Origin of the sequence: Vibrio sp. 1CM24A (assembly GCF_023161725.1) — a bacterium.
GTDB classification, from domain to species: Bacteria; Pseudomonadota; Gammaproteobacteria; order Enterobacterales; family Vibrionaceae; genus Vibrio; species Vibrio coralliirubri.
The window spans coordinates 68,472-86,941 of record NZ_JALNTS010000012.1 but is presented as its reverse complement, the minus strand read 5'-3'; the positions used below and the strand labels follow the sequence as shown (position 1 = coordinate 86,941).

Below are 18,470 nucleotides of genomic sequence, written 5' to 3'. Positions count from 1 at the left end.
CTTCATGGCTATAAAATAAAAAGGAATTTTGATGTTTAAGCTGGAAACTGACAGGTTGATTCTTCGAGATATGAGTATCGAAGACGAGTGTGCCTTTGTTGCGATCTCTCAAGACGCAAAGTATCAGCGTTTCTATGATGAAAGTGATTGCGAACCTGACAAATATCGAGAGCTAACTCAGTTGTTTGTTGCACAGGCTTTGGAAGTACCACGCCAGTCCTATCAGCTAGCGGTTGAAAGCAAAGATTCGGGGAAGTTTATTGGAACCGTTTGTTTACGTCTTGAACGCGATAAACGAGCTTCAATGGGCTGTGCTTTCTCGAGGGAAACTCAGGGAAAAGGGTTTTCTATAGAAGCATCTGAAGCCCTCGCTGATTTTGGTTTCTCAGAGTTAGGCATACACCGTATCTACGCCGAAACCATCAGCAAGAACTTGGCTGCGATTAAATTATGTAAGTCACTGGGAATGAAACAAGAAGCGTGTTTTAAAGCTCATCGATTCTTCAAAGGTCAATGGTGGGATAGCGGTTGTTCGATCTAATTGGGGAAAGGCTTAGTGATGGAAAGTGAAAGGCTCAAATTAACCCCTCCATCATTAAAATACAGCGAAGAGATGTTTGAGGTGATAAATGAGTGCAAGGCCGAGTTTTCCCCATTCTTACCTTGGGTTTCTGATTCTCTAACTAAAGAGCAGCTAGAACTTAACATTCAAGATGCTACCAATAATTTCGCCAACTTTACTGGCGAGTTCTGGTTCAATATTACTGAAAAGCAAACAGGGGCATTTATCGGGGCTATTGGCTTTATGATCAGAGACGATACTGTCCCTTACTTTGAAATCGGCTACTGGTTGCAAACATCATAAACGGGTTTAGGCTACGTGAGTGAAGCCATCCGAATTGTCGAAGAGTATGCATTCATTCAAAAAGGTGCGAAAAGAGTCGAAATTAGGATGGCAGGATCGAATTTGAAAAGTCAGGCGGTGGCTAAACGGTGTGGATATCAACTTGAAGATCGCTTAGCCAATGATCGACGTTTGCCTTCAGGAGATATGGACAGCACGCTCGTTTACGCCAAAATAAGCCAGTCTTAAATGTGTGCTGTTGATTCTTAATGTGTGGCACTTTTATTGAGAGAACCGTAAATTCCCAAGTACTCTGAAAGACCAACATTTAGCGCTTAGTTATCTGGCTCATCGTCTACAGTGACGTCACCATTCATTGAGTTGTAGTTAATGGAAACTCCCGGTACGACTCGATAATGATAGATACACTGATCCGTCTGTATATATTCAGCAATGTAGTCGGTTTCTTCTGGTGAATTGAAACTTGAAATACTAGGTGGATCGAGGAGCAGTGCGCCCCATACCGAAATGCAGTCTTCAGCGTTATCTAATCTTGGGGACTCTTCGGGTAAGTGCCATTGTTGGGCCGGGTATCCCCATTCATTGAAATCGAGCTGACCTGTTGCAGAGTCATCATAGATAGGGACGTTCGTGGAAGCACCGCCACCGTTTGAGGTTAAATTTTTTGAATAGGCAAGATCGACACCTGTTTTAAAAGAGGCTCCAGTGCCTTTTACAACTGCAATATGAGAATCGGTACTTACGTTGAGGAACCTTGGAGCAGCAGTTACGGCGAGTATTCCAAGGATCACAATAACGACAACAAGCTCAATAAGTGTAAAACCGTTCTTTTTCATTTAGCACCTCTTTTAAAGGCCGCTAGTATGCATTATAAGTTACTCTTACCAAAGGGAATATCCTTATTTTAGTGGTAATTTAAATGCTCAATAATGAATGTTGTGATTAAGGTAACTTATATTTTATAAATCCAATGCGTATGGTTTAAGTGCTGTGTATCTCACTTTGATATTAATTTTAGTTCTATGAAGGTTTGGCAATTAATGAATATCGTTGAAACGGTAAAGCTTCATCTTTCAGACGTTGGTTATCCAGAGGCTAGTGTTAAAACAGGGCAGGTTCGATCTATATCGGCGCTCGTTTTTAAAACCATCAAAAATAAAGATATCTCTAATGTTTTGTCCCTGTGTACTCAATTGCTTGAAGAAAGGGATTGGGCGTTAGGTGTTATTGCTTACGACTGGGCTTTTAGAGTAAGAAAACAATATTCGAAAGAAACGTTTCCAATCTTTGAGCATTGGTTAATGGAGTATGTCACTGACTGGAATGATTGTGATGACTTCTGCACTCATGCGTTAGGTGAGTTACTGTCTCAATACAATGAGTTGTTCGAACTCACAACCAAATGGGTCGAGTATTCGAATTTTGCTGTACGTAGAGCTGCTGCTGTCATCTTAATTTATCCGATCAATCAGAATCGATACTCAGCGTTGGCTCCGCTTTGTGTAGCAGACCTATTGCTAGAAGATGGACATGACCTCGTGCAGAAAGGATATGGTTGGATGCTTAAAGTCCTCAGTAAAAAGGAACCTCAACAGGTTATTGGTTATTTAAACGCTAAGCATGCCGCAATACCAAGAGTTGCTTTTCGCTACGCGATTGAAAAGCTGGACGATAAAACTAAGCGAGAGTTAATGTTACTTTAACCACTGGCACTCCTCAAATCATCATCAGAATCCGGTGTGATTAATTATAACGATTAAAATAGGAACCCAAGGTGCAAGAACAAACTAGAGGACTCGATCGAGAAGGGTTCATTCAAAATCTTTATTCGCCAAAGAACATTGCGCCTGAATTTCAAGAAGTGGTGTCAGCAGTCGTTGATTCGTTGCTAAGAGAACTTCCAAGTCAAGTTGATGGTATCTACTTGTATGGAAGCGTGCCTAGAGGAACGGCCATTGTTGGTCGTTCTGATTTGGATGTTTCTATCGTACTCGCTACGCCTGTTGGTCAGAGAGAAAAGGAAGTATTTAACCGACTTTCCGACACCATACCCCAAACCTATCCTCAAGTGACTAAGCTTGATATTGATCCAGGGTCTCTCTCAGAGGTTCTGCAGCCCAACGAAGAATTCCATTGGCAGTTTTGGCTCAAGCATTGTTGCTGTTGTATTTGGGGGAATGATCTATCTATAAAGTTTCCACGATATAAGCCCAGTAATGAAATAGCCCAAGCTCTTAATGGCGATTTATCGACTTTTCTTAAACAAATGACCCCGAATTTCAAAACAATGACTGATGCGGATGTCGTTAAGATAATTGGCAAAAAGTTAGTGCGAGCGACGTATTACTTTGTGGCTGAGCAAGACGGCAGTTGGTACACCAATCTGAGCCAGTGTGCCGAAGTAGCCAAGCGTTATTACTCCAATCAAAGCGATGATATTGAGCTAGCACATCAATACGCTCTCGGAAACTTGATATCTAAAACAGAAGCTTTTGAATTGTATGAAAGGCTGAGCAAAAAGCTTGTCGTAAAGAAAGTCTAAATATATAAACTATGGCCTAAGGAACCCCCGATGGATGTATATGAGTGTGTCTCTTTTATCTTGCTGAACGAATCACAAGTATTGCTAGAAAAGCGTAGTGAGTCTAAGGAGACCGATCCCGGCTTAATCACTATACCTGGCGGCCATATTGAACACGGTGAAAACCAGGTTCAGACACTCTTTCGTGAGATCGATGAAGAGCTTAATGTTGTTCCGATTGATTACCAATACTTGTGTTCGCTTTACCATCCTACGAAGGAACTTCAGTTGATTCATTATTTTATCGTGAGTGACTGGGAAGGAGATATCACCGCTCAAGAGGCTGATGATGTTAAGTGGTATTCACTAGGTTCAGCTCCTGTTGGTATAGCAGCCGATGGTATTGCTTTGAAAGAAGTAGAGCGCGTGGGTAGGTATCTTTAGTTTGGATTCGATAAGATGTTTACGATGTTTTTGAGGGCTCAAAAACGGTGAAACCCCGATGTTGGTAGTTTCTTAAACAATAGTACATAAACTTAATATATTCCAATATGTTATCGAGCTAATTTTAACAACCTTCTATTAGAAAAGCTCAATTTCTTCGAAATTAACTCATTGATTTAATTGCCTTGATTTGAGTTATTATCACAGTATTTACCAAAAATCAGCAATAACCAACAATCGTAAATATTTGACGTAGATTGGAGGTGTTCGCAACCTAAACTTTACGTTCAATTGCTCTAAACATGCTATCTCTAATGGACTATTAAAAATGAACTAAACTCTTAGCGTGTTGGTCGTTACATTATGAGGCAAGTTAAGATGCTTCTTAAAGAGTTAAATTTCAAGCTTAAGCAACTATCCACTTTAGATAACGGTAACTCCAAATTTCTTTGTTATAAGTACTATAAGGCTATTAGCCCTCATACTACTTTGGGGCGGAACAAGCCTAATGTTGTAGTTTTTTGTAGCCGACACAATTGTCGTTTTGTTACAAAGATTCGTTATTTATTAGGACGTGAGAAGGTATGCAATAACACTCAATGCTGCCCAATGTGCCACTATGGAGACAACTTTCCGACTAATCGAAGAAAGTTTTTGCGTCGATGGGATGACGTTGCTCAAGTGCTGGTTGACGTTGACCATGAATTCCGATTCGAAGAGCCCATAGATGAAGTTGAGTGGGTAGAAAACGCTCACAGTGCGAGGTTGAAGTGCAAAAAGTGTGGTAATAAAAAAACACATAACGTTTCTAACATAATGTATCTCCGAAAGGAGCCAAAACATATACGTTGCCAAGTATGTTCAAGCAATCGAATTGGGGCTAAAGCGATTAGTTATGAAGTTGCTAACACTAAAGGTTTTACAATTTGTAAGAGTTCATATACGAAGTTGAGTGAAAAGTGTATTGGGGTCTGCAATAAGTGCCAATGGCGTCAATGGGTTATGTTGAATCGGGTTAAGCCGAATGCTTGTGTTTTTTGCTCCGATAATCCGAATAATGTTATTAAATCACTTGTCGATGAGACAGCCTTGCATGAATTTGTGGATAGGCTACCTGGTTCTAATTGGAGGATTTCTCGGTCAATTGTCGACGTGAAACACAACAAAGTCACTTACAATAACCACGTATTACATAACTTGGATGGCTATCTAGTTGTTGAGTGCAAAATACATCCACATTCTAAAAAAAAGGTACAGATTCGAGGGAGTTTTCGACAGGAAATCACAAGTTACTCCTGTAGGGAATGTGGAGGAAATAAATGTCGGCGGTACACCCCAAAATTAATTAACTCTCAAATCGCCACATTGGGACTTCCAAACACAATCATTGTGGATATATGTAAGAGTGGTTTAAAAAACGAACTCGAAAAAATAGCACCTCAAATGCATTTATATCTGAAGTGTTCTATACATGGGGAGGTATCACGCCCTTTAACTACTTATGCTATCACTAAGAAAATTAAAAATTCGGTAAATAAAGGATTTTGCAATAGATGTAGTCCAAGTGCTGGTTATTATATAAATCCTAAGAGAGTAAGAGATTACTTTGAAAGCGAGGAAAGAATTCGAACGTATGGAGCAAAGTATAAAGCATTAATCTCTGATGAAGTTATGCAAGAGTTATTTGATGACGCAATAGAACAAGGGAAGCAACCTTGGTTAGTCCCTATTCCTGTTTTAATTACACCGATTGGCCTTAGTTGGCATGGTGGGGTAATGGAGCCATTCAAATCATCGGTTTCCTTTGCCGCGTTTAAAAAAGGAAGCTCAAAAATAACCCACCTTAGAGGCGGCTCATGCTTCCTTGCAAAGGTTTTTGCATTACTTAACCACAAGTACAACTTAGGCTTTTCAAACGAGGTAAAATTTAAAGGTTTACTAACTAACAAAGCAAACCCTATTAGGGTGGATTTTTTTAATGAACACCTTGGAATTGCTATAGAGATTGATGGTGCTCAACACATAGAGTTAATGCCATCGGTCGGTACAGTCAAGGAGCAAAAAAAGAAGCTTTCTAGCCAGCGTGAGAGAGATGCTAGAGTTAATGATTATTTTGACCGACACTCTTCATATCGTCTCTACCGAGTTCCGTGTTATCACAAGACCCAAAAAAGTACGAGATCACTTTCAAAATCTGAACAATTTGATAGTGCGTTGTCTATAGCCAAGAAATTACACTTATTAGTTCATGGTTCAGTTCTGCCAGTTCATGAATTTAATATAGATGATTTGCTCTATTCTTATGAAGATTATTGCGATAGGTTAGATGAGCGGCATAACATACTTTACACCATCTACGACAAGTTTAGTGCCAATATAGATTCTTTTTTTTATAACAACGGAAAATTATATTACAGTGTTACATGTAAAAATGGACATCGTCATGTGTACGCTTATAAAACTCACTATTATCACAGGGATAAAAAAGAGTTCTGCAAAGCTTGCAAGCAACTAAGTAAAGTAAGTCTTTAAGGTGTCATCTTATTGTAATGAGGCGGTTCACTATTACGATGTAGGATTTGTTGCCAGATGTATCGAATGGCATAGAAATAATTTCTTTTATATGTTTTAGAACAGCTGGCATTATATCGCCAAAAATGAGCGATATGTTTTCTTCCTAACTGCCCCAATGAAGTAACTTCAGGGTGATGTGTTTTAATCCAAGCAACAAACCGCTCCATATTTTTCACTTGCTCTTGACGGTTTTTCTTTCCGCCTGTTCGAAGATATAGATTAGTACCTTTGATTACTTCAATTGAAAGTCGGTCCATAATGTTTCCTTATCCTAGATACGCATTAGTAATGTTGATTCTATGGTGCCCAAGCTCTTCTGCTACGTAGATACGTGCTTGATGATCAAACTCTTTTGCTTGTTTAACTGAGCAACCAATTTTTTTCGAAAGGTATTGATGGTGCTGGGCACCGTGTTTGATACCAGTTTCAACTGGACATCGTAGGCCCGAGATTTTTGTTATAGCCTCTAGGTGTTTTGAGTAACTGTTTTGTGCGTACGCGTGTCTTTCTGAATGTGGGCGGTAGTTCGATTGTGCATATTCTTTATAAGCAGCGCTCTGAAATTGTGAATATGTCATATGACTTGGTATCATTGAGTGATGGCTACCTTGAATAGATGCTGTTTGTTGTAATGCATCTATTTGTTTTTGGGATGTTATTTGGACGGTGCGGCTTTGTCCTCCTTTAGTGCCTAGTTCAACGATTACTATTTGTCGATTTAGCGCATCGGAGAGCATTTTTTGTGAGTTTCCTTTACATGATTCTTCGAAACGCAGTCCTAAGGCTCTTTGGATTTCAGATAAAGCAGCGAGCCGCTCTGGTAGTTGACTTGCTATTTGGTGATGTTGCGACTCAGAAATAGCTTTGTTTTCTATGGCGATACCAGAGCGAGAGGGTAAACAACAATCTCTAGCCGATACTTGCAAAGCGTTACTCCCAATAGCTTGGCTCATTACTGTATTAACAGCGGACAAAATGTTCTGTGCAGACGATGCACTTTTACCGTCTTTATCGATTTTCTCATTTAAGCTTTCAGCAAACCTTTCTATATGTTCTCTAGTCACGCCTCTTAGATCCGTAACCGAGAACTTCTCGTTTATGAATTCCGAGAATTGTTTAAATCGGTTGTGTTGATCTGTCATCGTTGCATAGCCAATTTGTCCAGCGTAAAACTTTTCCTTTAATGCATTTTTGGCTGCGCTATTTATGTCTTTTGAACGCAGTCCGCAGTTTTTGGAATTTGGGTTGGCTCGCTCGTTCCGCTGTGTTGGTTGATATTGCTTTTTCATGATGTCTCCTCAGTGTGGATGGGGTCGCATGCAGCTGTGCTGTGGTAAGTGATTGTGTGCATTTAAAAATGTGCACGTCATTTGCGACTTATAGAAAGATAAACGCGCTTCCAACGCGAATTTACTAGCTAGGCTCATTGTGATTTCGATAACGTGATAACCGAGGTTTGCGAGAGCTCATTGAAAAAGAAGTTATCTGTTTTCGGAAGCTTGAATGAGGTAGTTAGTATTAATTGATCTGGAGAGAGGTAGGATTGCTTGGTGGCTGCGTCACAAATTCTTCCAAATACGTTTAGTTGTTGGTCGATTCCAGCAATGTCCTTAGTTTGAAGGCAGTTTTCATGTCTTTTCATGTTTAAGCGATAGTCTCTAGATCTGGCTTGATAGCTTTATATGGCTAGGCTGGACTAGGGCTGCGCAAGGGCGTCTCTTTTCTCATAGCTCTATAGCTTGGAGTTCGACTGGGTAAGTCGAAAAGAGACGCCTGTGGTTTGGTAGTTGTTTCTGCCTTAGCTCAACGTAAATCGAGTAAAGCATTCGGTATTAAATATGGAAGTCTATCCTCCGTATTAATACCCGAATCGGTGCGGCTGTTCCGCCTTATGGATAAGTAATTAAACTTAGAGGGTCTTTCTTCACCAACCGCCATTGTGACCAAAGTTATCTTGGCAATTTGCCTTAACGCACTATCTGCGAAGTGTACTTTGGGTTTGTGTTAACTTTGGTGATTATGAATGTAAAAAATACACCTGATGCAAATTAAGCGAGCTGTTTAGCGTGTTTGGCCTATTTCTTACAAACGAATATGAAATAAAATATAGTGATTAAATGGGGTTTCATTCTGTATAATAAAAGGTGATTTACTTCTTAGATTAATAGTGAATCGACACTGGAAGCGGTTAATAGACTGGTGAACCATAGGTGTGCAGTTTTACAATGATTTGCCCTAAACATTGTTTTCAGTCGCATTCTAAGCCAATGAAGTCGGGTAAAATTTAAAAGTCATACGACTCTAATTTAACAAGGAAAACGATGTTACCTCAAGAATTTATCGAAGCGCGTGAGAGCTTACTTGAGTATGTGAAATCTCAACTCGTAGGTCCTGTTCACGGAGAGGAAGAGGAAATCAAAGATGCTCCTCATAAGCGATACCTTTCCGGAACTCTTTTTCCTCCAGCTGCATCCCGTGATGAGTCTGATGAATCTCAAGATGAGGAATCAACGACTGAAGCGCTGAGTAATGACTTTAAGCCTTCTTCAATGGCTATGTCATTTGCAGCTCAAAGTTCCACTGTACTCGAAGTGACTGTTTTTGCTGCAAACTACACTCGAGACCAGCAATCTACTTGGAAGCGCAAACCCTTAGATTTTACATTTACGTTAGATCTTAGAAATGGAAGTCGAGATTCAATTCCGATCTTCTGTGATAACGCTCGTATCGATGTCGCGATTAGACCGTATGTTACGGGTAAAATAGTGACAATCGCGCTATCTAACCAGACTAAATCTGGTGAAAAACTTGATCCCAAGGATTGCTTTTTTCAATGCCAAATTTCCGCTACGGTTTTAGAGGGAAAGTTCGCAGAATATCCAAGTAGCGATAGGTTTAAACTTGATGATGAGCAAAAAGACCTAGCGCTTACCTATAGAAATCGAGTTCCGTGGGGAGTTGGGCATGGCGTGGCTGTATGTTGGAAAAATGCAGATTCGGAACGCGTTCCATACGAACTGCATACAGATGTAATGCCAAGTCATGAAGTTAAGGGTTTTACTACTGACTTAGATAAAGATAAGTTTCCAGAACTTACAGATGAAATGTTAAATATTCATCGAATTGCAAATGTTGAATCAGTTGATGGTAAAGAGTTGTGTAAAAACTTTAGAACTCTAATCAATGCATATTCTCGTTGGGTCAGTGAGCTTGAAGATGAAGTTTTAGATACGCGATACGACGAAGCCAAAACAAGAGTTATTTCAAGGCTTAAGGTAGCATCACAAAGAATGCTTTCTGGAATCCAGTTATTAGAAAGAGATCCAGCAGCGATGCATGCTTTTAGGATTGCTAATAAAGCTATGCTAATGCAGATGATCCACTCCGGTTCTGACTTTTCCGGTTCTGCGAAGAAAAGAGACTGGGGCTACCTAACTCCAGATTATTCTTCGGCTGATAAGGTTCGTGATTTTAATTGGCGACCGTTCCAATTAGCTTTCCAGTTACTTGTACTTGAGTCATTGATTCCTGACGATTCAGGCAAGTTTTCTGAATCACATGATGATGTAGACCTTTTATGGTTCCCAACTGGTGGCGGTAAAACAGAAGCTTACCTTGCAGTTGCTGCTTGGGAGATGATTTACCGTCGTCTAAAGTTTGGTTCTAAGGGGGGGGGCACTTCTGTGATAAAGCGCTATACCTTGAGACTATTAACCTCACAGCAGTTTCAGCGTGCTGGTAGCTTAATTTGTGCTTTAGAAGTGCTTCGTCAGGAACAACAAGAATTACTGGGGGCGGAAAAATTTAGTTTAGGCCTGTGGGTTGGTTCCGCAAGTGCCCCTAATAGCTTTAAAGATGCATATGAATCTTTTAAGAAGCAGCGAGAAGCTGATGAGCCAGAGAATCCTTTTCAATTACAAGTGTGCCCTTGGTGTGGTACATCAATATTCCCCAAAAGGCATTCAGAAAACATATCTGACTACGGTGTTAATTGTAATCTACATTCGAAGTTTGAGTTTACTTGTCCTTCACAGGCGTGCGAGTTTCATAACCATCTTCCAATTCAAGTAGTCGATGATGGGCTGTACGAAAGCCCACCAAGTTTACTAATTGGTACTATCGATAAATTTGCACGATTGACTTGGAAGGCTGAAGCTTCGGCATTTTTTGGTAAGAACGGTGTTCGGCCTCCAAGTCTGATTATTCAGGACGAGCTTCATCTTATTTCGGGTCCGCTGGGTACCATTGCCGGAATCTATGAAGCAGGCTTCGATAGTATTATTCAGAGCCTAACTCACAAGCCTAAGGTTATAGCCGCGACGGCAACAATTCGTAGTGCTGGTCAGCAAGTGAATAGATTGTTTGGTCGAAACGTAGCTATTTTCCCACCGTCTGGTACTGATGAAGCAGATTCTTTTTTTTCTAAAGAGGACGGTGAAAACCCAGGGCGACTTTACGTCGGGGTAATGCCTGCGGGGCAAACTGGACAAACGGGGTTGGTGCAATTGGGAGCAGCGCTTTTGCAGTCGCCACAACAATTAGGTTTTGCGGATATCATATTGGATAGCTACTGGACCTTACCAATCTATCACAATTCAAGAAGAGAGCTTGGTAAAACAATGACGCTTGCACGAGATGATATTCCAGCTCGTATAGGGGTTATTGCCAATGAAGGTACGGAACCAAGAGATATTCAATCTGTGGAAGAGCTTAGTGCCAATGTTAAAGGCCCTCGAATTCCAGAAATTCTAGCCAAGTTAGAAATAGAAAAGACATCTAGTGAGGAAGTCGTGGACGTACTCCCTTGTACAAATATGATTTCTGTTGGTGTGGATATCGGACGTTTAAGCATGATGCTTATCGCAGGTCAACCAAAAGCGACAGCTGAGTACATTCAAGCTTCAAGTAGAGTTGGCCGTAAGAAATCTCGCCCGCCAGGTATCGTGTTTACACAATATTCAGCGACTAAGCCCAGAGATAGATCGCATTATGAGTCTTTTAGAAGCTACCACCAAGCCTTATACCGTTATGTCGAGCCAACTAGCGTGACTCCTTGGGCTATGCCTGCGGTTGAAAGAGCTCTACATGCATCTCTAATTGCTTTAGTTCGCATGAGTGGCCACCTGAAAGATAATAAAAGTGCGAAGTTTTTCGATAAAGAGTCCGAGATATTTAAAAAACTGAGAGCTATCTTTGAGCAACGAATTGGAGACTCAATGCTTGGTATGGATGAATCAGAAAGGAATAAAGTGTTCGATTATTTAAGTGATGTGATTGATAAGTGGCATGAAAAAGCGAATTGTGGTGAGTCACCAATTAACCTTTATGAAGCTGGTGGTGCAGGGAAGCAATACAAAGCGTTATTTAAGCCGTTTGATGCAAATAACAGTAACAATGAGGCGTGGAACACACTCAACTCCATGCGAAGTGTTGATACCGAAACCCATATCCTAATTCGTGGAGAATCGAATGTCTGACTCTAATCGTAGCTATCGTAGTTCGCAGCTAATAAGCCCCTTCGGACCAGGTTCGATTATTGATATTGGTGATGAATCACTAATTTTGATGGGTATTGACCATTGGCCGGTTAACCTTGACGAGATTAAGTTAGATCGCCTTACAAAAGAAGCTGGTGTTTGGGCCTTGAAGAAACCACCCGTATTGAAAACCCGCTGGGAGAAAGTGCATAAGAACAATGCACTTATGACTCATAGATTTCCTGCTTGGATGTTTTGCCCAAGATGTAGACGTTTGAAACGTTGGACTCGCGAAGGAATGGTGAATGAAAAAGGTGCCCCAGCTTGTGATAATAGTGTATGTAAGGAGAAAACTTTAGTTCCAATGCGTTTTGTTGCTGCATGTAATCACGGACATCTTCAGGATGTACCATGGGATCGATGGGCTCATCAAAATCAAAAACACTCATGCCCGTTGCCAAAAGAACAATTGTATTTTTATTCAAATAGTACAAAGGGCAGTGGCTTAGATGCACTAGAAATTCACTGTAAAAACTGTGGTGCAACGAACTCTCTTGGCAGCATCATGCATGAGGGAGCTTTGAACGTTCATTGTTCAGATAAACAGCCTTGGGAATACAACGAGGATTATAGTAGAAATTGTAAAGAGCCCTTAAGTGTTCTGCAAAGAGGTGCTAGTAATCTCTATTATCCAATTATTCGTTCAGCATTAGATATCCCTTATGACTCATCATCTAAAGGTAACCCAATCATTGCGGCAATAAATGGCACTGAGGATTATCAAGACCTGTTGAGAGCTCTTGAAAGGGGTAGACTAAATCGTGTTAAAAGTTGTGCTGAAGACCTTTCTGATGATTTTGGCTTTTCTGTTGAAGAAATACTTCAAGCAGTTGAATCAGGTGGGGAGCCTAAACGCGAGTTCAAGATTCCAGATGATAAAGAACTTCGGTTAGCTGAATGGGACGTGCTAAGCAATAGCAATATTGCTGAAAAGCAAAACGAAAACTTTGTTACTCGTACAGCGCAATTCACAGACTCTGAGTCTTTTGGTTTTGAGGAATACATCAAGAAAGTCGTGCTAGTCGACAAGCTTAGGGAAGTTCGTGCTTTTTGTGGTTTTGAAAGAATCAAGCCTGACGACAACCCTGTTTTGATGAAATCAGCCGAAGGACAAAAAACATGGTTGCCAGCGTGTGAGGTTTTTGGTGAAGGTATATTTATAGAGTTTGATCAGAGAGCTCTTGAAAGCTGGGAGTATCAATCGACTACGTTTGTTAAACCAAGAATTGATTCGGTAGAGAAGCGTTATGCGGGAGTGACGTCCACCTATTTACCTGAACCTACAGTCAAGTTTATCGCTCTTCACACTTTTGCACATTTGATTATTCGTCAACTGAGCTTCGAAAGTGGATATTCCAGCGGATCTCTTAGAGAACGAATATACGCAGATGAAGGGCAGTCGGGGATATTAATCTATACAGCTGATGGAGATTCCGAAGGGAGTTTAGGTGGCCTCGTACAGCAGGGAGAGCCAATTCGACTCTTCCCGGCGATTATTGCTGCCCTTGAAACTGCCAATTGGTGTTCAAATGATCCAGTATGCAGTGAACTAGAGGCTCAGGGGGTTATGGGGTTAAACAAAGCTGCATGTCATTCTTGTACCTTAGTATCTGAAACTAGTTGTGAGAATAATAACCTTCTTTTAGATCGTAAGCTCTTGATAGGCGATGAGAGCGAGCAAGGGCTATTTAGTCAAATTATGAGAAAATTAAACGAGGTATTTAGCTAATGCGTATGCCCAATGCTCGTCAGATAAGCGAGGAGCAACAAGATGTTTTTGAAGATGCACCAATAATCGGTAATGTATTAGTGAGTGGTCCGCCAGGTACCGGAAAAACTGTAATTGCTTTTTTACGCGCTCAAGCTCTAGCTAAGAAAAAGACAGAGGTTACTGTTCTTATGTATAACCGCGTCTTGAGGCGTTATACCGAAAATGTAGCTAGAGAAATCGAAGGTAATGTTGTTTCAAAAACAATGCACAGTTGGCTGCCCGAATGGTGGCGAAAGCACAAAATCATACAAGAATCTGAAATTGACTTTATTGTTGAGCCGCCTAAACCGTCAAAGGTGTACTTGAACAGCCCCTTCTCAGATAAAGAGGAAGTAAAGTCTGTTGGTGGGCGTTGGGATGGTAAGGTTAAAAAATGGTATGTATCCAGAGAAGCCTATGAATTAGAGCCTATGAAATTTATGAAGTGGCCTGAATTTGTTTCTCCTGAACAACCACCGAATGCCGATAAAATTTACCTTCAGTGTACCTTTGATGAAAAGGAACAGGTAAAAAGTGCAGGAGCTCGATTTGATCCCGCCGAGAGAAAGTGGTGGGTAACTCAAGAACAGGTAAATCAGACCCCAGAGAAGTTTCAGAAATGGATAGACCCAAGGTTTAATTTTGAGCCCCCTGAGCTAGACAGATGGATCTATGATTGGAAAACTATGTTGGATCAATATGCTGAGTTGGATGAAGAAGTTGTCATTGATTGGGGGCATTTGATCATTGATGAAGCGCAAGATTTCTCACCAGAAACGTTTAAATTTTTACGTGGGGCAGGGCGCTCTATGGAGTATGGTGGAATCACGATATTAGCAGATGAAAATCAACGCCTTCAGGAAGGCCAGAATTCATCTCTTGAGGATATTCGACATAACTTAAAAATTAAGGCCGATCGAGAATTCCGCCTTACAAAAAACTTTCGAAATACTAAGCCTATAGCAGAATTGGCCAAGCACTTTTATACGGGGCTTTCGACAGGGGTTCCTGAAACACCGGATAAATCAGGCGGTTTACCTAAGTTCATTTCTGTTAAAGAACAGGAAAAGCAAGTGGAATATATCCGCAACTACCTGCAATTTCGTGGAGCACAAGAAGTAGCCGTCATAGTTGATTCAGATGCAGATAGAGAGTTCTATCTAGATAAACTCTCTGAATTATTACCAACTTACCATGTTCAACATTATTCTAGTTCTAAGCCCCTAAGTAGTGAGGAACTAAAGTTTGATACACAAGGTGTTATAACTATTTTGAATAGAAGAAGTTGTAAAGGCCTTGAATTTGATACGGTTTTCGTTCCAGACTTACAAAACTTCTCATTTAATGACTCGGATCTAACTACTTTCAATATGAATATGTATGTAATGTGTTCTCGCGCAAGATCTGAGTTAGTATTGATGTATGTTAAAGAAGGGGTGTCACAAGCACCGGTGTTGAAGCACTTACCAAGTGCTAGTTCAGGATTGATGGAATATCGAGAATTATAATGACAACGAACAATTTGAAAACAGATTTTTCTTATCTAGTTATTCAACGAAAATTATTTACTCGTTTTGCTCTTCCGTATGAAGTTGTTTTGGATTCATGGTGCTGCACTTTTGAGAGCGAAAGCCTACTCAGTGCAGAGGCAGCTCGCAAATTTGCACATTCGGGGGCTTTTTCAGACGACTTAATCATTTTGGAACTGGGGCAAAATATACAAAAAAAGCAAGCTTACTCATTTTCTGCTCTGGAGCGTGTCATCTTTAACTCAAATGATGCTCATGAACAGTTTTTAGAGAGAAGCTATGAAAATTTTGATGTAACCTCATTGAATTGTATGGTGCTAATTAAGCAAGCTTTTGATCAATCTTATGCGAATTTTCAAGTAGAAAAGCCAGTAAATCCTACACAAAAATCAAATTTGGTTCTTAATGATGGTGTAATGGCATTAACCTTCGAGATGATTAAAGATGAAGCCAAAACCGTTTCTGAGCTAATAGATTTATTTGCGAAAGAACAAAGTCAGAAAGAGCTACTCCTTTCGTTATTTGATCCAAGCATACTTTTGAAAGCTGACGAAGTAGAAATCCTATACATTTTTATTAACTTATGCTTTGAAAATAGCTTAGATATGGGGTGGAATATTGAGTTTATTCTTAACAAACTTCATGAGCGGGTTAGCGAAGATACCAAACGCGAAGATAAATTTCAGGTCTGGGAAGTGAAAGCTAACGAGTTGTTTTCTGGTAGTGGTGAATTGACAATTCCACTTGATGACGATGGCTCAGCTATTTTGAGAGCAATTATTCTCGTATTGTTAAACCCTGAATTGAGTAACTTAATCGCGATCAAAGATAGTTTTGGAGACAGAATTGGTGACAAGGTCTTCCTCACAGCTAAAAAGCTTGTTCTTCTGAGAGCTGGGTACAGTTTACTAAATTACGAAGAACGAGCTGATTTGGGTGACGGGCGCGTATTTGTTCAAGATCTTAATGCTGCTCTATACAATGACGAGTTACCTAGTCTCATATCATTTGGTGAGATTCTAAACCAACAAGTAGAGACTCAACTATTAAGTAATCAGGTTAACTTGGAAGATGAGTACACAAGCAAATTAAACATCTCTGATGTTTCGTTTGTCAAAGAACTAGGTGAGCGATTTAAAGGGGATAGAGTTTACTCTATTGAAGGAATCGTCCCGAATACAGGTTTTAAAGCTGAACTTATAGAAAAAAGCGACGGATTGCTTTACTTTTTGCTTATAGACCTACGCGGCGATGAGAAAAACTCAAAGTATAAAGGCAAAATTGGTATTGACTTACTACAAGTACAGTCAGCATTGCCAAATGATTTCCGATTTGAAGTAGATAGTTATGGTGTTTATCTGCGTTTGTCTGGAAGCATAAATACAGAGAGTGATTTATTACAAGCCCTCAAATATACATGCCATGAATTAGCCTTAGTCAAGGCTTTCAATTCTCGAAAGAGTACATTAATTAAATAGTGAAAATGGTCGGCGGGAGTTTTATCCCGCCGCACTATAACTCTAGAATATTCATAGCTAGCTTAGCTATATGATGTGCTAACAATGGTGGAACTGCATTCCCAACCTGTACATATTGTTGTGTTCTTGTTCCGACAAAAAAATAATTATCAGGGAATGTCTGGATTCGTGCTGCTTCCCTAACAGTTAGACTTCTGCATTGTTTTGGGTCTGGGTGTATGTAGTAATGGCCATCTTTTGATATATGGCTCGTTATAGTTGTCGCGGGCTTCCCTCTCAATTGAACTCTAAACCTATCAGCGAACTTACCCGAACTAAAACTTTTATGCGCTGGTATTAGTGAGTGCGGGAAGTCATGGCTTTTAGGACTGGCAAACTGGTTTTCTTTTTCGTAAGTTTTCCCCCAGCTACTGCAAAATAGATATCGAGCTAGATCACTATCAATGTGACCGCGAGTTTCGTGGTTACAAATATGAGAACCGAGTTTTTTGTCGAAATACCATTCTGATAACGGGTTTTTATTTTTTGGATTGCGTTTACATCCAAACAATGAGCCTTGGTCTAGTTTCGGTTCAAGGGCTTCAATTTCCCCTTTCATTGTTAAAACTACATTAGGGTGACTGACGTTAAGCTCTTTAAGAGCGATGCGAGTTTCTTTCTGTATGGTTTTGATCCAATTCGAATTACTGTTTTCTGATTTTGATAGTCCGCTTCGTAATGGAGGCAAGTCACCGATAACGTCATGGACACTGACTTGTGAGTTAATTTCGTTTAAAAGAGAAAGGTTTGAGGTATCTATATCTTCCCTGATGCCTAGTAATATTACTCTGTGGCGACTCTGTGGGATTCCGAATTGCTCACTCTTTACCACGTAGTCTTGGGGACCAAGTGTAGATTGTTCCTCTTTTACTAGAGAATAAATGCGATATGAGTTGGCAGATCTTCCGTCAAGGGGGGCCTCTCCTGAAGAGACAGTTGGTGAGTGGAGGTCTGAAAAAATGTCTTTGTAAATAAACTGGCCGTTAACCTTGGCAGATAGCATGCCTTTCACATTTTCCATGACGAACATCTTCGGCTGGAACTTTGCAATAACTGCCAAGTATTCCTTATATAGGAAGTTTCGATGATCTTTTGCCGGGTCGTAATCTTTGTTGCCTTTATTTCGAGCAACACCTACGGTTGAATATGCTTGGCAAGGAGGACCACCAATCAAAATACACTCATCGTTACCGATTTTAGTTTGAATTGCTTTGGTTATATCAGCGTTATCTTTCCCCAGCTCCAAGCATAATGCTTCCTCAGAGGCCGCTTTATACTGATCTGGGTATTGAAGATAGAGCTTTTCTTGTGGTGTTTTGCCAAGGCGTCCTTTCAAAAATTGATAGTACTCATCAGGTGCCTCATCAAACTGGCGAAAAAAAGCACGAAGAGTTAGAGTTTGGTGAGCGCTCGGTTCTTTTTCAATCGATGTTGCAATCTTGAATGGAGTTTGTCCGTTTTTATCTTTTACTGAAGTGAAACCTTCTCCAAGTCCGCCGGGGCCGGAAAATAGGTCGATAACTTTAACTTTATTCATAAAAAGGTCGATTGGATTACATTTTGCAAATGCTACCAGGAACTATCGAATCAACCAACATATAATTGGTTTTTTATGCCTAACTACCCGTTCAGATTTGGATCTGTTCGATAACTATATTTAGTTTTCAATTAGTTTTCAGTGTTCTTAACGTTGGACTGTCGTAAAATGGTAAGTGTGCTTAGACCATTTCTAT

The 18,470-nt window shown here is 40.3% G+C and carries 12 protein-coding genes and 2 pseudogenes; 10 read left to right on the top strand and 4 right to left on the bottom strand.

From position 1 onward, the window contains the following. Nucleotides 1-31: 31 nt before the first annotated feature. A pseudogene (locus MSG38_RS21970) lies at nt 32-557 on the top strand (GNAT family protein). Nucleotides 558-559: 2 nt separating this feature from the next. After that, nucleotides 560-1,093 (top strand): annotated as a pseudogene (locus MSG38_RS21965) (GNAT family N-acetyltransferase). Nucleotides 1,094-1,179: 86 nt separating this feature from the next. Here the strand turns inward: MSG38_RS21965 and MSG38_RS21960 are convergent. Then, nucleotides 1,180-1,701 (bottom strand): type II secretion system protein, encoded by a 522-nt coding sequence (locus tag MSG38_RS21960; protein WP_017083309.1) that lies wholly within the window; start codon nt 1,699-1,701, stop codon nt 1,180-1,182. Between the two features lie 204 nt (nt 1,702-1,905). Between MSG38_RS21960 and MSG38_RS21955 the strand changes: the two genes are divergently transcribed. The 4 genes from MSG38_RS21955 (at nt 1,906) to MSG38_RS21940 (ending at nt 6,362) form a co-directional block, all read left to right on the top strand. Further along, nucleotides 1,906-2,568: a DNA alkylation repair protein gene (locus MSG38_RS21955; protein WP_248402611.1), complete on the top strand. Its 663-nt coding sequence runs from the start codon at nt 1,906-1,908 to the stop codon at nt 2,566-2,568. Between the two features lie 71 nt (nt 2,569-2,639). Continuing rightward, complete coding sequence (locus MSG38_RS21950) at nt 2,640-3,407, top strand: nucleotidyltransferase domain-containing protein (protein WP_248402610.1); 768 nt, start codon at nt 2,640-2,642, stop codon at nt 3,405-3,407. A gap of 30 nt (nt 3,408-3,437) precedes the next feature. Continuing rightward, nucleotides 3,438-3,830: an NUDIX domain-containing protein gene (locus MSG38_RS21945; protein ID WP_102450836.1), complete on the top strand. Its 393-nt coding sequence runs from the start codon at nt 3,438-3,440 to the stop codon at nt 3,828-3,830. Between the two features lie 1,002 nt (nt 3,831-4,832). Beyond that, complete coding sequence (locus MSG38_RS21940; protein WP_248402609.1) at nt 4,833-6,362, top strand: hypothetical protein; 1,530 nt, start codon at nt 4,833-4,835, stop codon at nt 6,360-6,362. On the opposite strand, the gene MSG38_RS21935 is transcribed toward MSG38_RS21940, so the two are convergent. Together MSG38_RS21935 and MSG38_RS21930 are read right to left on the bottom strand one after the other, a co-directional pair. Further along, nucleotides 6,359-6,661 (bottom strand): hypothetical protein, encoded by a 303-nt coding sequence (locus MSG38_RS21935; RefSeq protein ID WP_248402608.1) that lies wholly within the window; start codon nt 6,659-6,661, stop codon nt 6,359-6,361. The genes MSG38_RS21940 and MSG38_RS21935 overlap by 4 nt on opposite strands. A gap of 9 nt (nt 6,662-6,670) precedes the next feature. Next, complete coding sequence (locus MSG38_RS21930; RefSeq protein WP_248402607.1) at nt 6,671-7,693, bottom strand: integrase domain-containing protein; 1,023 nt, start codon at nt 7,691-7,693, stop codon at nt 6,671-6,673. A gap of 1,032 nt (nt 7,694-8,725) precedes the next feature. Between MSG38_RS21930 and MSG38_RS21925 the strand changes: the two genes are divergently transcribed. Genes MSG38_RS21925 through MSG38_RS21910 form a run of 4 tightly spaced genes read left to right on the top strand, consistent with a single transcriptional unit; the run spans nt 8,726 to nt 16,698 of the window. Beyond that, nucleotides 8,726-11,881, top strand: coding sequence for a helicase-related protein (locus MSG38_RS21925; RefSeq protein WP_248402606.1), 3,156 nt, complete (start codon nt 8,726-8,728; stop codon nt 11,879-11,881). Then, nucleotides 11,874-13,670 carry a DUF1998 domain-containing protein gene (locus MSG38_RS21920; RefSeq protein ID WP_248402605.1) on the top strand — a complete coding sequence of 599 codons (1,797 nt, stop codon included), beginning with the start codon at nt 11,874-11,876 and terminating at the stop codon, nt 13,668-13,670. Before MSG38_RS21925 ends, MSG38_RS21920 begins: the two co-directional genes overlap by 8 nt. Next, entirely contained in the window at nt 13,670-15,199 is a 1,530-nt protein-coding gene (locus MSG38_RS21915; protein ID WP_248402604.1) for a DUF5710 domain-containing protein, read from the top strand. Before MSG38_RS21920 ends, MSG38_RS21915 begins: the two co-directional genes overlap by 1 nt. Next, nucleotides 15,199-16,698, top strand: a complete 1,500-nt coding sequence (locus MSG38_RS21910; RefSeq protein WP_248402603.1) for a hypothetical protein — start codon at nt 15,199-15,201, stop codon at nt 16,696-16,698. The genes MSG38_RS21915 and MSG38_RS21910 overlap by 1 nt, the downstream gene beginning before the upstream one ends. A 34-nt stretch (nt 16,699-16,732) precedes the next feature. On the opposite strand, the gene MSG38_RS21905 is transcribed toward MSG38_RS21910, so the two are convergent. Continuing rightward, nucleotides 16,733-18,274: a DNA cytosine methyltransferase gene (locus MSG38_RS21905; RefSeq protein ID WP_248402602.1), complete on the bottom strand. Its 1,542-nt coding sequence runs from the start codon at nt 18,272-18,274 to the stop codon at nt 16,733-16,735. Nucleotides 18,275-18,470: the final 196 nt, after the last annotated feature.

Excerpts from the sequence above, each read along its gene's own strand:
- MSG38_RS21940 (WP_248402609.1), top strand. The coding sequence starts at position 4,833 with ATGTTGAATCGGGTTAAGCCGAATGCTTGTGTTTTTTGCTCCGATAAT.
- MSG38_RS21920 (WP_248402605.1), top strand. The coding sequence starts at position 11,874 with ATGTCTGACTCTAATCGTAGCTATCGTAGTTCGCAGCTAATAAGCCCC.
- MSG38_RS21915 (WP_248402604.1), top strand. The coding sequence starts at position 13,670 with ATGCGTATGCCCAATGCTCGTCAGATAAGCGAGGAGCAACAAGATGTT.
- MSG38_RS21905 (WP_248402602.1), bottom strand. The coding sequence starts at position 18,274 with ATGAATAAAGTTAAAGTTATCGACCTATTTTCCGGCCCCGGCGGACTT.
- MSG38_RS21960 (WP_017083309.1), bottom strand. The coding sequence starts at position 1,701 with ATGAAAAAGAACGGTTTTACACTTATTGAGCTTGTTGTCGTTATTGTG.
- MSG38_RS21935 (WP_248402608.1), bottom strand. The coding sequence starts at position 6,661 with ATGGACCGACTTTCAATTGAAGTAATCAAAGGTACTAATCTATATCTT.
- MSG38_RS21910 (WP_248402603.1), top strand. The coding sequence starts at position 15,199 with ATGACAACGAACAATTTGAAAACAGATTTTTCTTATCTAGTTATTCAA.
- MSG38_RS21930 (WP_248402607.1), bottom strand. The coding sequence starts at position 7,693 with ATGAAAAAGCAATATCAACCAACACAGCGGAACGAGCGAGCCAACCCA.
- MSG38_RS21955 (WP_248402611.1), top strand. The coding sequence starts at position 1,906 with ATGAATATCGTTGAAACGGTAAAGCTTCATCTTTCAGACGTTGGTTAT.
- MSG38_RS21925 (WP_248402606.1), top strand. The coding sequence starts at position 8,726 with ATGTTACCTCAAGAATTTATCGAAGCGCGTGAGAGCTTACTTGAGTAT.
- MSG38_RS21945 (WP_102450836.1), top strand. The coding sequence starts at position 3,438 with ATGGATGTATATGAGTGTGTCTCTTTTATCTTGCTGAACGAATCACAA.